Genomic DNA, 13646 nt, shown 5'->3' on the forward strand with positions numbered 1-13646 from the left:
CGGTGGGCATTACTAGAGTTGAGTCCATGCTCCTCACCCTCATACGGCGCTACTCCAAACCGTATTTGCCGTATATCGCCGCCGTGGTCATTTTCCAGCTTGCCGCCACCATCGCCGCGCTCTACCTGCCCAGCCTGAACGCCCAGATCATCGACCAGGGCGTGGCGCGCGGAGACACCGATTTCATCTGGCGAACCGGTGCGCTGATGCTCCTTGTGGCTTTCGCCCAGGTGGCTGCGGCCATCGCCGGCGTCTATTTCGGCTCCAGGACAGCCATGGCCGTTGGCCGGGACCTGCGCCGCGCCGTGTTCGGCAAGGTCACCAGCTTCTCCGCCAAGGACGTCAACGCGTTTGGCGCGCCCACGCTGATCACCCGGGGCACCAATGATGTCCAGCAGGTGCAGATGCTCCTCCTGATGGGACTGAACTTCATGGTGGCCACGCCCATCATGTGCATTGGCGGCATCATCATGGCGCTGCGCGAGGACCTGAATCTGTCCTGGCTGGTCTGGGTGTCCGTCCCGCTGCTGGCCGTGGTGGTGGGATACCTGGTGGTCCGGCTCATGCCGCTGTTCCGCTCCATGCAACGGAAAATCGACCGGATCAACGCCGTGCTGCGCGAACAGATCATCGGCATCCGGGTGGTCCGGGCCTTCGTGCGGGAACCTTATGAGACGGACCGCTTTGGCGGCGCCAACAAGGAACTCACGGACGTCTCGCTCCGCATCGGTGCCCTGTTCGTCCTCATGTTCCCGGCCATCAGCATGATCCTGCACCTGTCCACCGCCGCCGTGCTCTGGTTTGGCGGCCAGCGCGTGGACGCCGGTGCCATGCAGGTGGGGTCCCTGACCGCGTTCCTGCAGTACCTGCTGCAGATCCTGATGGCCGTCATGATGGGAACCTTCATGGCCATGATGATCCCGCGCGCCTCCGTCTGCGCCGACCGCATCGGCGAGGTGCTCGACGTCGAGCCCTCCATCCACGACCCCCTAAACCCCGAGGCCCCGGCCGCCCTTGCCGGGGTGGTGGAGTACCGCAACGTGACCTTCGCCTACCCCGGAGCCGAGTCGCCCGTATTGAGCAACATCAGCTTCACCGCCCGGCCCGGTCAGACCATCGCCATCATCGGCTCCACAGGCGCCGGCAAGACCTCCCTCCTGTCCCTCCTGCCGCGGCTGTATGACCCCGCGGAAGGCCAGGTGCTGCTGGACGGGGTCCCCGTGGACAGGCTGGACCGTGCAGAGATCACTCGGCGCGTGGCCCTGGTACCGCAGCGCCCCTACCTGTTCTCCGGCACCATCGGGCACAATCTCCGGTTCGGCAAGACCGAGGCCACAGACCAGGAACTGTGGGACGCCCTCCTCGTCGCACAGGGCGAGTCGTTCGTCCGCGAGAAGAAGAACGGCCTGGACTCCCGGATCTCCCAGGGCGGCACCAACGTCTCCGGCGGACAGCGCCAGCGCCTCTGCATCGCACGCGCCCTGGTGACCAAGCCGCGGGTCTATCTGTTCGACGACTCCTTCTCCGCCCTTGACGTCGCCACTGACGCCCGGCTCCGCGCAGCCCTCAAGCGCACCACGTCGGACGCCACCGTCATCATCGTGGCCCAACGGATCTCCACCATCACCGAGGCCGACCAGATCCTGGTGCTGGACAACGGGCGGATCGTGGACCGCGGCACGCACGAGGAACTCCTGGAAACCTCGCCCACCTACCAGGAAATTGTTGAATCCCAGCTGAGCGTGGAGGAAGTGGCATGAGTCCCCGCAGGAAGGATGCCGATTCCGTGGAACAGGCCACACAGCCCACCCCGCCGCAGGACGACGACTACTTCGAGGAGGAATTCACCCCTTCCGAAGCCGACGGGGACATGTTCGGTGGCATGCCCGCCAAGAAGGCCCAGCACTTCTGGCCTTCCGCGAAACGCCTCATGGGCCTCCTGAAGCCCGAGGCCATGGGCATCTACGCGGTGGTGGGCCTGGTGGTCATCTCCGTGGTCCTGAACGTCATAGCTCCCAAGATCCTGGGCCAGGCCATGGACGTCATCTTCGCCGGGGTAGTCGGCAGGCAGCTGCCGGCCGGCGCCAGCAAGGAGCAGTTCGTGGCAGGCCTGCGCCAGCAGGGCCAGGACAACTTCGCGGACATGGTTTCCAGGATGGAACTGGTACCGGGCACCGGCATCAACTTCAGCAGGCTCAGCATGCTCATCGCCATCGTCCTGCTCATGTACTTCGTGGCCAACATCTTCATGTGGCTGCAGGGGTACGTGCTGAACCGCATCGTCATGAAAGTGATCCGGCGGCTCCGCGACGATACCGAAAGCAAGCTGAACCGCCTGCCGCTGAACTACTTCGACACCCGGCAGCGCGGCGACGTGCTGTCCCGCGTGACCAATGACGTCGACAACATCCAACAGGCGCTCCAGCAGGCGTTCGCGCAGCTGGTGAACTCCGTGCTGACCGTGGTGGGCATTGTGATCATGATGTTCATCGTCTCCTGGCAACTGGCGCTGATCGCCCTGGTGGCGCTCCCGCTGTCCGGGGTGGCGGCCGGGTTGATCGGGGCCCGGAGCCAGAAGCTGTTCGCAGCCCAGTGGAAAAACACCGGGTCGCTGAATGGCCAGATCGAGGAATCCTTTTCCGGCCACGACCTGGTCCGCGTTTTCGGCCGGGACGCTGACATGCTGGCCCGGTTCGAGGAACGCAACGAGGCCCTGTACAAGGCAAGCTTCGGGGCGCAGTTCGTCTCCGGGATCATCTTCCCCGTCATGCAGTTCGTGTCCTACCTGAGCTACGTGGGCATCGCCGTGGTGGGCGGACTCCGGGTGGCCTCCGGCGCCATGTCCCTGGGCGATGCCACCGCGTTTATCCAGTACTCCCGCGAGTTCACCCAGCCGTTGGGCCAGATGGCCGGAATGGCCAATATGCTCCAGTCCGGCGTAGCGTCCTCGGAACGCGTTTTCGAATTCCTGGACGCCGACGAACAGGATGCCGAAACCGCCACCGAACACCTGCCGGCCAAAACCGACGGGCACGTGGACTTCAGGGGCGTCACCTTCAGCTACACCCCGGACAAGCCGCTCATCGAGAACCTGTCCTTCACGGCGGAGCCTGGCAACACCGTGGCCATCGTCGGGCCCACGGGAGCCGGCAAGACCACCCTGGTGAACCTGGTGATGCGCTTTTACGAGCTCAACTCGGGCTCCATCATGCTGGATGGTGTGGACGTCACCCACCTCAGCCGCTCCGAACTGCGCTCCAAGGTGGGCATGGTGCTGCAGGACGCCTGGCTGTTCGGCGGATCCATCTACGACAACATCCGGTACGGCAACCTCGACGCCACAGAGGAGCAGGTCATGGCGGCCGCCAAGGCCACCTTTGTGGACCGGTTCGTCCGGGCGCTCCCCGAGGGCTACAACACCGTGATCGACGAAGAGGGCAACAACGTCAGTGCCGGCGAGAAACAGCTGATCACCATTGCCCGCGCATTTGTGGCCGACCCGTCGCTGCTGATCCTGGACGAAGCCACCAGTTCCGTGGACACCCGCACCGAGCTCCTGGTGCAGAAGGCCATGGCGGCGCTGCGCTCAGACCGGACCAGCTTCGTCATCGCGCACCGTCTCTCCACCATCCGTGATGCGGATACGATCCTGGTTATGGAGAACGGACGAATCGTGGAACAGGGCAACCATCAGGTGCTGCTCGCTGCCGGCGGGGCCTACCACCGCCTCTACAAGTCGCAGTTTGCCGGGGCGGACGCCGGGGACTTCCCGGTCGACGATTCGACGGCGGTGCGCAGCTGAGCGCGCACGGCGGCCAGCGGATCGAGGTGCTGGTGCCGATGCGCTGGGGCGACATGGACGCCTATGGCCACATCAACAACGTCCAGATCGTGCGGATGCTGGAGGAGGCCCGGATCGCAGCCTTCGGACCGCCCCGGGGTGCGGGCCTTCCGGGCATTGAGCCCCCGGTGTCGCTGTTCAACGACGTCCCGGCCGGGACTCTTGCCCTGGTGGTGGACCACAAGATCCGTTACGTCCGGACACTGGAGTACCGCAACGTTCCTGCGGTGGTCCAGGTATGGATCGGTGCCGTCAAGGGCGCCAGCTTCGACATCCACTACCTGCTCCAGGACCCCGTTACCCGGGAGGACTGCGTGAAGGCGAGCAGCCATCTGGCGTTCGTGGATGAAGCCACGGGCCGGGTACAGAGGCTCAGCCAGGAACAGAAAGACCGGATGGCCCCCTACAGGCACTAAGACTCTGGACAGCCGGCACCGGACCTACTGGACTGGAACCACGTTGTACACCGAAAGGAAGCGCTCATGGCCGGCAACAAGAACCGCACCGCCCGGAAAAAGAAGACCTGGAAGGAAATGTCACCGGGTGCCAAGATGGGCGCCATTGTGACGGGCCTGGTTCAGGTGTCCCTGCTGGTTGCCGCCCAGCTCGACATCTCCCGGCGGCCGGCAGAACTCATCAACGGGCCCAAGGCCGCGTGGCGGGCGGCGTCCTTCGTCAATTTCATTGGCCCCATGGGCTACTTCATCTTCGGCCGGAAGCACTCCGCCACCGGCAAGTAGTCCCCGCTGGCAGGAGGGCGGCCGGCACCCGTGGAGCGGCCGCCCAGCTTGACCCTGTAAATTTGAGGGCATGACCCCCACTGCCACTGTTGCCATGACCCGCGCCCTCGGCATCTCCAGGGAGATCGAGGACGCGGCATGGTTCGTGTTGGGTCCCGGCCTCCAAGGCAAGGCCTCGCCCCTGGACGGCCGCACCAGGACATGGTCCGTTCCGGCAGCCGCGGAGCTGCTCGACCGGCTGGACCGCGGCATCGCTGACCCCAAAGCCCCGATGATGACGAACCTCCGCGAAAACCTGGAGGGTGCCACGCGCGGAGCAAAACAGCTGGCCGTGGAGCTGCTCTTCCTCCAGTCCCTTCCGCTGGCCCACGAAGTGAAGTCCCTAAAGGTCAAGCGCGCCCGCGTGGCCGAAGCCGCCGGCTGGCTGGAACCGCCGCTGGAACTGCCAGAGGAGCTGTACGCCGGGATGACCGACCACGGCGTAATCCGGGACCGGACCGCCGAATTCAACTGGACCATCTGGGACCACCTGAAGTGGCTGTGCCGGTTCGTGCGGAACGTTGCCCAGCGGCCGGCTGCCGTGGTGCAGGCGGCCATCAAGGACCCCCTCCAGTTCCACCGCCTCGCCGCATCCACCCCCGACGACCAGCCCGCCATCCGCCGGAGCATCGAATTCCTGGCGTGGCCCAGCTACTTCGAGCCAGTCGTGGCGGACGTGGAGCGGCAGGAGATCCGCGACGCCTTCGCCTCCCTGGTGGGCGGCGCGAAGGGCGACGGGGAAGAGGACATCACCGCGGACATCCACCGCATCCGGCTGCACCTGGACGAGCAGGCCGGCCAGCGGATCGACTGGTACTCCCGTCAGCTGGTCAGCCAGTGGCGCAAGGTGGGTGACCCCGGCCGGCGCGCCTGGCTGCTCCGGACCCACAGCGACCATGCCGAGCTGCTCACCGCCTGGCACGGCGAGGAGAAGGTGACCCTCGACGTCGAGCATCTCCGCACGCTGGACCCCGGCGTCACCGCCGGCCTGGTGCAGCACGCCGTGGACGAGGACTACAAGCACCTCGGCTACGTGGAACGCGAAGACACCAAAACCGCGGTCTTTGCCTTCCTGACCGTCATGAAGCCCGGGGACCTGGTGCTGTACCAGCACGCCGGAACCGTACGGCTGGGCGGCGTGCTGGGGGAGCCCCAGTACAACGACGACAACCGGCGCCTGCGCCGCAAGGTGCGCTGGTTCGACGACGGCCATACCGCCACCAGCCTTCCCCGGCACGTCCAGCGCCAGCTCGCCACCCCCGGCATCGTGGTGGACGTGACCCGCGTGGTCCAGGCGCTGCAGGCGCTGCTTCCGGCGGAGGCGGAAACCGAGCCCGACGGCGATACTGACGGCGCCGCCGTCGTCCCCCCTGTCCAGGAGGGCTTCCGCCCTCTGACGCAGGAATTCGCAGCCTCGCTGCACATGGAACTGGAGCCCCTCCAGGAGATCGCCGACCTGCTGGAGGAAAACCGCCAGCTGGTCCTCTACGGCCCTCCCGGCACGGGCAAGACCTACCTGGCCAAGCACCTCGCCGCGGAACTGGCGGACGACACCACGGACGAACGCGTCAAGCTGGTCCAGTTCCACCCGTCCTACGCCTACGAGGACTTCTTCGAGGGCTACCGGCCGGACAAGACGGATGAAGGCCAGGTGTCCTTCAAGCTGGTGGCCGGTCCGCTGCGCCGCCTCGCCGAGGAAGCCGCCAAGCCCGGCAACGAGAAAAAGCCGTACTTCCTGATCATCGATGAGATGAACCGCGCCAACCTGGCCAAGGTGTTCGGCGAGCTGTACTTCCTGCTGGAGTACCGCGATGACCGGATCTACCTGCAGTACAGCCCCAACGAGCCGTTCACGCTGCCGGACAACCTCTACATCATCGGCACCATGAACACCGCCGACCGGTCCATCGCCATGATGGACGCGGCCATCCGCCGGCGCTTCTCTTTTATCGAGCTGCACCCGCAGACGGAGCCGGTCAAGGGTTCCCTGCTCCGGTGCCTGGAGGCCCGCCAACTGGATACCACGCCGGCGCTGCTGCTGGACGCCCTCAACGGGGCCATTGACGAATGGGACCGGGACCTGATGATCGGCCCGTCCTACTTCATGAAGCCGGCCGCCCAGACCCCTGCCGGTCTGCGCCGGATCTGGAAGTACGAGCTCATGCCGCTGCTGGAGGAGCACTACCACGGCCAGCTGACGCGGGCCCAGCTGGAGGAGCGGTTCGGGCTGGACCAGCTGCTGGGACGCATTGCAGCGCGCTGACCCAAGGGCGTCCGTGCGGCACCTGGTCCTTGACGAGCTGTCCAGCGGGCTGGTGGAGCGGCTGGATGCACCCACTGCTTCCTTCCTGAATTCCAGCGGACTGGCCAAGGCCTCGCCCCTGGGTATGGGGCTGTACCGGATCGAGCCGGTGGGCAAGGTGGGTTCGGTACGCACCTCCATGGTCCAGCTGGACGTCCGGCCCAAGGACCGCCTCGGGCTCAGCCGGCTCCTGTTCCTCCTCAGCTACGCGGGGGAGCAGGGGTTCCGCCCCGAGCTCGTGGCGGCGGACGAGGACCGCGAGCTGTGGAGCGCGCTGGCGGAATCCCTGGCGAAGCTGGCTGAGCGCGCCCTGGGCCGCGGGGTCCTGCAGGGCTACCTCACCGTTGACGAATCCCTGCGAACGGTCAAGGGCCGGATCCGGATATCGGACCAGATCTCGCGCCGCCTCGGCATGCTGGTTCCGCTGGAGGTCTCCTACGACGAATTCACCGAGGACATCGCCGAGAACCGGATCCTGCGCGCTGCCCTCGAACGGATGGGCCAGGTGCCAGGAGTCCGGCCCGAGGTGCTGGGCCGGCTGCGCCAGCTGAAGGGAAAGCTCGACGCCGTCACCCGCCTGCCAGCTGGAGCCCCGGTGCCGCCGTGGAAGCCCACCAGGATGAACCTGCGCTACCACGCAGTGCTGCGCCTGGCGGAACTGGTCCTCCGCAACGCGTCCGCCGAAGCCGGTGAGGGGAAACAGCAGACGGCGTCGTTCGTGGTGGACATGGCGCAGGTCTTCGAGGACTTCGTGGGTACGGCCCTGCGCAGCGCCCTGGCGTCCTATCCGGGAGAGCTGCGGCTGCGGTACAACGCCCTCCTGAGCGAGGCAGTACGCGATTCCGACCGGCTGTCCGTGCGCCCGGATGCCGTCCACATGCTCGGCGGACGCCCGGTGGTGGCCTACAACGCCAAGTACCGGGCGGCGTCGGATGCCGGCGCATCGTTGACTGCCGACCACTACCAAATGCTGGCCCACTGCACCGCGCTCGCCGTGCCCACCGCATGGCTGGTCTACGCCGGCAAGGGCGAGATGAAGCTCCGCCGCATCCTCAACACCGACATCGACATCGTCGAATTTCCCCTGGACCTCAGCCAGCCGCCGTCGGCCATCCTGGCGTCCATCCGGGAACTGGCCTCGCAAGCCTGGGGCGAGGTGCTCAGGACCGCTGCACCGGAACCCGGAACGTAAACGTCGTCCCCTCGCCCAGCGTGCTCTCCACGTCGATGGTCCCGCCGTGGGCCTCCACGATCGCCTTGCTGATGGGCAGCCCCAGGCCCACGCCCGGGATGGCGGTGCGCCGGACGTTGCTGGTCCGGAAGAACTTGGCGAACACCTCGGAGGCGTCCTCCGGGCTCATGCCCATCCCCGTGTCCCTGACCCGGCAGGCGAGATGGCCGTTTTCCCGTGCCAGCGACACCACAACCTCGCCGCCGTCGGGCGAGTATTTGATGGCGTTGGACACCAGGTTGTCCAGGACCTGGGAGATCCTGGCGCTGTCCACGCGGGCCTCCAGCCGCTCCGGGGTGTCCGCCCGCAGCTCCACGCCGGCGGAGGCCGCGCGCGGCAATGCCGAGGACACGCTGCTGCGCACCAGTTCGGCAACATCCACGGCGTCCGGCGAAACGATCAGCTGGCCGTTCCGGCTGGCCAGCAGGTCGGACACCAGTGTCAGGAGCCGCTCGGCGTTGCGGTGGATGATCTCCAGCATTTCCCGCTCGGGCTCGTCCGGGTCATCAGCCAGGAGGATTTCCACATAGCCCAGGATGGACGTCAGCGGGGTACGGAATTCGTGCGAGACACTGGAAACGAAGTCGTCCTTGGCAGTGAGTGCGTTTACCAGGTCCGTGACGTCGCTGAAGACGACCACCGAGCCAGTGAAGTTGCCGTCGGAGTCCTTCATGGCACGTGCCGTGGTCACGAGCGCACGCTGGTCCTTCCCGTCGCCCAGCCAGACCAGGTAGTCGGTGAAGGTTTCCCCCAGCACGGCTCGGCGGACCGGACGTTCCTGGACAGGCACCAGGGTCTTCCGGTCCGGGCCGTAGACCAGCAGCTGCGATTCGTTGGGATCCGCGATGTTCTTTGGCCGGGCCAGTTCATGGTTGGCCCGCTGTTTCCGGTTCATCAGGATGTCGTGGCCGTCCGCATCGACAGCCAGCACCCCCAGGTGGACGGTATCCAGCACAGTGTTGAGCAGCGATTCCTGGCGCTTGCTGGTCCGCAGGCTGGCCCGCAGCAGCTCATCCTTCTCTTCCAGCTGCGTCTGCTGGCGCATCATGCTCAAGGTCAGGACGCTCACCGACACGCCGATGCCAAGCATCATGACGGGCAACAGCAGGGAACGGGCGAAGTCCTGCGGCGTGAAGTTCCCCTTCAGGAGCAGCGGCACCCAGATGATGGCCAGCGGACCAAGGAAAGAGAACCACAGTGCAGCCCGCGGGTAGTAGCCCGACGCGCAAAGCCAAATGACGGGGAACACTGCCAGCAGGCTGATTCCCGTCAGGCTTTCCTGGCCGCCTTCCCTGCCTGCGGCGATGGAGACAAAGTCCAGCAGCGGGATTGCCAGGAAACTGGTGTACGGCAGCCGCTCCCAAGGGATGACATAGCAGAGCGCCATGATGGCCAACTGGGAGACGAGGAACGTGACGAACAGCGGGTTGTCCATCGTGTCGGGGAAAAATCCCCACATCAGCAGCGCCGTCAGGATGGTGGTCACGAACAACGGCATCTGGCTCAGCGCCACCCGGTCCGTCAGCCGGTATTCATGAAAAGGACGCCGAAAAAACCGGAGCCGTCCCGAGGACCAGGCGGTGGGGTTGCTCATGCGGCGGAGGACGCGGACGCGGGGCTGTGCGGGACCATACCAGCAGGATATCCGCAGCCAGCTATACTTCAGACGTTGGCACTGAGGGGGCTCTATGAGTGAGGCACGTGTGGGTCTGGTCATCGAGGATGACCACGACATTCGGGAACTGGTTCGCACTGTGCTGACCCAGGCTGGATTTGACGTGACCGTCGCCAGCGGGGGCGCTGAGGGCGTCCTGATGGCGAAGAGCCTGAATCCCGATGTCATTACCCTGGACCTGGGGTTGCCGGACATCGATGGCTTCGAGGTTTCGCGGCAGATCCGTGAGTTCTCGGATGCCTACATCGTGATGCTGACGGCGCGCACGGAGGAACTGGACACCCTGATCGGGCTCGAATCGGGCGCCGATGACTACCTCACCAAGCCGTTCCGTCCGCGCGAACTGCGTGCCCGGGTCGCGGCCATGATGCGCCGGCCGCGGACTGCTCCTGACCCGCAGGAACTTTCGGTGGATGCCGCCGCGGACAGCGCTGCCCACCCGGAGCGCGGGAACTTCAGCCACAACGGCCTGGAACTGAGCTACGCCTCCCGCACCGTCACTGTGGACGGCAAGGAGATGAACCTGACCCGCACCGAGTTCGAACTCCTCTATGCGCTGCTGGAAGCCGGGCGCACGGTCAGGACCAAATCCGACCTGGTGCGGCGGCTCCGCGACGAGGATTACGACGTCGGCAGTTACATCAGCGAGGCAGACGAACGTTCTGTGGAAGTCCACATGGGGAACCTGCGCAAGAAGCTGGGCGACTCACCGCAGCAGCCACGGTGGCTGCAGACGGTTCGCGGGGTGGGTTACCGCTTGGCGCCGGGGCAGCACTGAGCCTGCAGCCGGTGCATGGTCTGCCTGCTGCACTGGGTGATGGGCCGCAAGTACGTGGCGGCCAGCCGGGGGAGCGCCACCGCCATGTCAGCGTGGCGGGCTTCGGCGCGGATCTCGTTCTCCAGTTCCAGAGCCAGTCCGGCCAAGCGTTCGGCGCCCACCATCTGGCTTGAGGTTTTCAGGCTCAGGACCGCGTCCATGGAGCCCTCCAGGTCGCCGGTGGTCAAGGCCAGCCGCAACCGCCCCAACCGTTGCGGCAGGAAGTCGATGAAGTTCCCCACGAAGACCCGGCTGTAGCCCTCCTCCTCCTCGAGTTCGTCCCTCAGCCGGTCCAGGACGGACTGGTCTACCAGCGGCCTGGGCGCATCATCTGACGTGCTCATGACACTCCTTTCTGCTGGTTTGCGGACTCCGGAAACGGGGCGGTAAGCCCGGGTTGCTTGCTCTTTTTCAGGTTAGGACTGTTCCCCTGACCTAGCAGAAGACTCGGCAAGAATTGTGGTTTTCTTGATGGGAGTGCGGTTTTCTGCCCATAAGATCAAGGCCAATGCTTTCCGCATTGACGTCACCGGCGGCAGCCGTTGCCGCCTTTCAATCTGGGGATAGATTGCCGTGTTCCGAATACTTAGGTCGTTATTTGTCGCGCTCATAATCGGGGTTGGATTGGCGGTGTCAGTCATCCAGCCGGCCAGCGCAGCAACCACGTCACCGCAAGTTTTGCTCAATCCCACCTCCGGGCCGGCCGGTTCCGCCGTGACGGTCACCGGAACCGGGTTCAAGGCCTCCACCACAGGGTCCGTGATTGTGGGGACCACAACCTTCTCGTTCCAAACCACCTCGGCGGGGGCATTCAGCACAGGCATTACTATTCCGGCAGCCGCCACCGGGAACCTCACCATTACCGCCAAGACGTCGTCCATCAAGGCATCCGCCATATTCGTGGTGCAGGCAGCTCCCGCTCCGGCGCCGGCGCCGGCTCCAACAATCAGTTCTGCTCCCTTGCGTTTTGGAGCGGCCACTCCGGGGGGACCCCTGGCCAGCAGTGAACTGGACGAGGTGGCCACAGTGGCCGGGGAGGTCCCGTCCATCGTGATGAGCTACAAGGATTTCCTGCAGGCCCCGCCCATTACTGAGCTGGACGCCGTCCGCTCCCGCGGAGCCACACCCCTGGTTACTTGGGAGCCCTGGGCCTGGGGAGGAGGCGTGAACCAGCCGGCATATTCGCTGGACCGCATCACTGCCGGGGACTTCGACGGGTATATCAGTCAGTGGGGCCAGTCCCTTGCCGCCTGGGGCAAGCCGGTCATGCTGCGCTTCGCCCACGAGATGAACGGCAACTGGTATCCCTGGGCCGAAGGCGTCAACGGAAACCAGGCCGGGGATTACGTGGCCGCCTGGCGGCACGTCCACGACGTCGTCGCCGCAACTGGCGCTGCCAACGTCCAGTGGGTCTGGTCGCCGAACGAGCCGTACTGGGGCTCCACCGACCTGGCAGGTCTGTACCCGGGCCCGGGCTATGCGGACATCGTGGCCCTGGACGGCTACAACTGGGGCACCTCGCAAACTTGGAGCAGCTGGGTTTCCCCGGTGGACCTCCTCGGCCCCGGCATCTCCCAGCTCCGCACCCTGGCCCCCGGGAAACCCGTGCTGATAGCGGAAACGGCGTCCAGTGAACTGGGGGGTTCCAAGGCGGCCTGGAACACGGACCTGGTGTCCTACCTGGCTGCCCAGCCGGACGTGATGGGCTTCGTCTGGTTCCACATGCAAAAGGAAACAGACTGGCGCATTAACAGCAGTGACTCGTCTGCTACGGCTTTCAAGTCCGCACTGTTGGCACGGAGAAGCTAGGGGATAGGGGATAGCTGCTCCGAAACTGTCAGTGCGGCGGCATGATCGCCGGCAACCCGTTCATCTTGGCGTGCCGGGATCAAGGACAGCGGCGGCAGCGGCTAAAGATTGCCTCAAGACTTCCTTGATTACTTGCCTGGGGCGCCGGCTTCGAGGAAGTGCACCAACTGGTCCTCAAGGGCTGAGTGGTCCTTCAGCTCGCACTCCCAGACCGTCAGCACTTCCCAGCCGGCGTCTTCCAGCTGCCGGCGCTGGCCTGCATCGCGCTCACGGGTCCGGGTACGTTTCGCGGCCCAGAACTCGGCGTTGGCCTTCGGGGCATGCAGGCCCACCCTGCAGTCGTGGAAATGCCAGAAGCAGCCGTTGACGAAGATCACCTTGTGCCTGGCGGCAAAGACGAGGTCGGGATTCCCCGGCAGCCTGGTGCCGCCGGACCTGCCGTGCAAGCGGTACCGGTAGCCTCTGGCGTGCAGCAGCCGGCGCACCAGCAGCTCAGGCTTGGTGTTCTTGCCGCGGATCCGGGACATGTTCCAGCTGCGCTGCTCGGGCGTGAGCTTGTCAGCAGAGGCCTTGTCAGCGCTGGAAGTGTCCGGCATTCTTCCAGTCTAGGAGTGCCTAGATCTCCCGTTCCGGCTGTTCGCCGAACACGAAGTGGCGGCCGCTGACGGACTTGGGGTCAATCTCCACGTAGAAGTCCTTGAGCGTGGGAACCCAGGTTTTCAGGCCGAGTTCTTCGATGGCGGCGAGTTCGTCCGAATTACTGAGCACCCGCGCCGTCCCCCGGAGGACAACGGACCAGGCCTCCTGCGAGAGGATGCCGTCGGTTTCGAACAGTACCTTGGCGTTGATGGTCAGCTGCGCCAGTTTGTTTCCAGGCGCCGTGCGCAGGTAAAGCTTCCGGTTGGAAGTTACATAATTGACCGGGAATATGTCAGGCTCTCCGGCGACCGAGACCACCAGCCGGCCGTGCTGCGTTGCCGCCAAGAGCCGCCACGACTGCTCATCATCGAGTTCAAGGACAGGATTGCCGTCCGCGTGTTCAAACATCATGCGGCCATTCTTCTACGTGGGGTAGAAATGCGCCAGAGGCTTTGTGCCCTCATTTCCCTGTCTTTTTGACAACACCGTCAAGGCTTAACAGTCCGGAAACAGGGCTGTGACCGGACTGTATTTCCGGCTGGATAGCGTCGCA

At 65.2% G+C, this 13646-nt stretch carries 12 protein-coding genes; 8 read left to right on the forward strand and 4 right to left on the reverse strand.

The features are described from left to right. Positions 1–26 precede the first annotated feature (26 nt). The 6 genes from ACZ9J7_RS11595 to ACZ9J7_RS11620 all read left to right on the forward strand — a co-directional run bounded on the left by ACZ9J7_RS11595 (position 27) and on the right by ACZ9J7_RS11620 (position 8114). Complete coding sequence (locus ACZ9J7_RS11595) at positions 27–1760, forward strand: ABC transporter ATP-binding protein (RefSeq protein ID WP_307492158.1); 1734 nt, start codon at positions 27–29, stop codon at positions 1758–1760. Next, entirely contained in the window at positions 1757–3802 is a 2046-nt protein-coding gene (locus tag ACZ9J7_RS11600; protein ID WP_476209517.1) for an ABC transporter ATP-binding protein, read from the forward strand. Before ACZ9J7_RS11595 ends, ACZ9J7_RS11600 begins: the two co-directional genes overlap by 4 nt. A 38-nt stretch (positions 3803–3840) precedes the next feature. Then, positions 3841–4257, forward strand: coding sequence for an acyl-CoA thioesterase (locus tag ACZ9J7_RS11605; RefSeq protein WP_224025132.1), 417 nt, complete (start codon positions 3841–3843; stop codon positions 4255–4257). Between the two features lie 66 nt (positions 4258–4323). After that, positions 4324–4581 (forward strand): PLD nuclease N-terminal domain-containing protein, encoded by a 258-nt coding sequence (locus ACZ9J7_RS11610; RefSeq protein WP_476209518.1) that lies wholly within the window; start codon positions 4324–4326, stop codon positions 4579–4581. Between the two features lie 70 nt (positions 4582–4651). Next, positions 4652–6883 carry an McrB family protein gene (locus ACZ9J7_RS11615; protein WP_476209520.1) on the forward strand — a complete coding sequence of 744 codons (2232 nt, stop codon included), beginning with the start codon at positions 4652–4654 and terminating at the stop codon, positions 6881–6883. After that, complete coding sequence (locus ACZ9J7_RS11620; protein WP_476209521.1) at positions 6870–8114, forward strand: 5-methylcytosine restriction system specificity protein McrC; 1245 nt, start codon at positions 6870–6872, stop codon at positions 8112–8114. The genes ACZ9J7_RS11615 and ACZ9J7_RS11620 overlap by 14 nt, the downstream gene beginning before the upstream one ends. Here ACZ9J7_RS11620 and ACZ9J7_RS11625 read toward each other — a convergent pair. After that, positions 8083–9747 (reverse strand): sensor histidine kinase, encoded by a 1665-nt coding sequence (locus ACZ9J7_RS11625; protein WP_476209523.1) that lies wholly within the window; start codon positions 9745–9747, stop codon positions 8083–8085. The two genes, ACZ9J7_RS11620 and ACZ9J7_RS11625, sit on opposite strands and share 32 nt — an antisense overlap. 94 nt (positions 9748–9841) lie before the next feature. Between ACZ9J7_RS11625 and ACZ9J7_RS11630 the strand changes: the two genes are divergently transcribed. After that, positions 9842–10606: a response regulator transcription factor gene (locus ACZ9J7_RS11630; protein WP_476209525.1), complete on the forward strand. Its 765-nt coding sequence runs from the start codon at positions 9842–9844 to the stop codon at positions 10604–10606. Here the strand turns inward: ACZ9J7_RS11630 and ACZ9J7_RS11635 are convergent. Then, on the reverse strand, positions 10579–10989 hold the full coding sequence (locus tag ACZ9J7_RS11635; protein WP_476209527.1) for an Hpt domain-containing protein: 411 nt from the start codon (positions 10987–10989) through the stop codon (positions 10579–10581). The genes ACZ9J7_RS11630 and ACZ9J7_RS11635 overlap by 28 nt on opposite strands. A 280-nt stretch (positions 10990–11269) precedes the next feature. Between ACZ9J7_RS11635 and ACZ9J7_RS11640 the strand changes: the two genes are divergently transcribed. After that, positions 11270–12454, forward strand: coding sequence for a glycosyl hydrolase (locus ACZ9J7_RS11640; protein WP_476209529.1), 1185 nt, complete (start codon positions 11270–11272; stop codon positions 12452–12454). A gap of 128 nt (positions 12455–12582) precedes the next feature. Here ACZ9J7_RS11640 and ACZ9J7_RS11645 read toward each other — a convergent pair whose 3' ends face one another. Both ACZ9J7_RS11645 and ACZ9J7_RS11650 read right to left on the reverse strand, forming a co-directional pair. Beyond that, positions 12583–13050 (reverse strand): very short patch repair endonuclease, encoded by a 468-nt coding sequence (locus ACZ9J7_RS11645; protein ID WP_476209531.1) that lies wholly within the window; start codon positions 13048–13050, stop codon positions 12583–12585. Between the two features lie 19 nt (positions 13051–13069). Next, entirely contained in the window at positions 13070–13504 is a 435-nt protein-coding gene (locus tag ACZ9J7_RS11650; protein WP_141157963.1) for a pyridoxamine 5'-phosphate oxidase family protein, read from the reverse strand. Positions 13505–13646: the final 142 nt, after the last annotated feature.

Source organism: Pseudarthrobacter sp. TE9888, assembly GCF_056279345.1.

What these genes read in the sequence shown, in the direction of transcription:
- ACZ9J7_RS11595 (WP_307492158.1), top strand. Translation starts at nt 27, where the DNA reads ATGCTCCTCACCCTCATACGGCGCTACTCCAAACCGTATTTGCCGTAT.
- ACZ9J7_RS11600 (WP_476209517.1), top strand. Translation starts at nt 1,757, where the DNA reads ATGAGTCCCCGCAGGAAGGATGCCGATTCCGTGGAACAGGCCACACAG.
- ACZ9J7_RS11605 (WP_224025132.1), top strand. Translation starts at nt 3,841, where the DNA reads ATGCGCTGGGGCGACATGGACGCCTATGGCCACATCAACAACGTCCAG.
- ACZ9J7_RS11610 (WP_476209518.1), top strand. Translation starts at nt 4,324, where the DNA reads ATGGCCGGCAACAAGAACCGCACCGCCCGGAAAAAGAAGACCTGGAAG.
- ACZ9J7_RS11615 (WP_476209520.1), top strand. Translation starts at nt 4,652, where the DNA reads ATGACCCCCACTGCCACTGTTGCCATGACCCGCGCCCTCGGCATCTCC.
- ACZ9J7_RS11625 (WP_476209523.1), bottom strand. Translation starts at nt 9,747, where the DNA reads ATGAGCAACCCCACCGCCTGGTCCTCGGGACGGCTCCGGTTTTTTCGG.
- ACZ9J7_RS11630 (WP_476209525.1), top strand. Translation starts at nt 9,842, where the DNA reads ATGAGTGAGGCACGTGTGGGTCTGGTCATCGAGGATGACCACGACATT.
- ACZ9J7_RS11635 (WP_476209527.1), bottom strand. Translation starts at nt 10,989, where the DNA reads ATGAGCACGTCAGATGATGCGCCCAGGCCGCTGGTAGACCAGTCCGTC.
- ACZ9J7_RS11645 (WP_476209531.1), bottom strand. Translation starts at nt 13,050, where the DNA reads ATGCCGGACACTTCCAGCGCTGACAAGGCCTCTGCTGACAAGCTCACG.
- ACZ9J7_RS11650 (WP_141157963.1), bottom strand. Translation starts at nt 13,504, where the DNA reads ATGATGTTTGAACACGCGGACGGCAATCCTGTCCTTGAACTCGATGAT.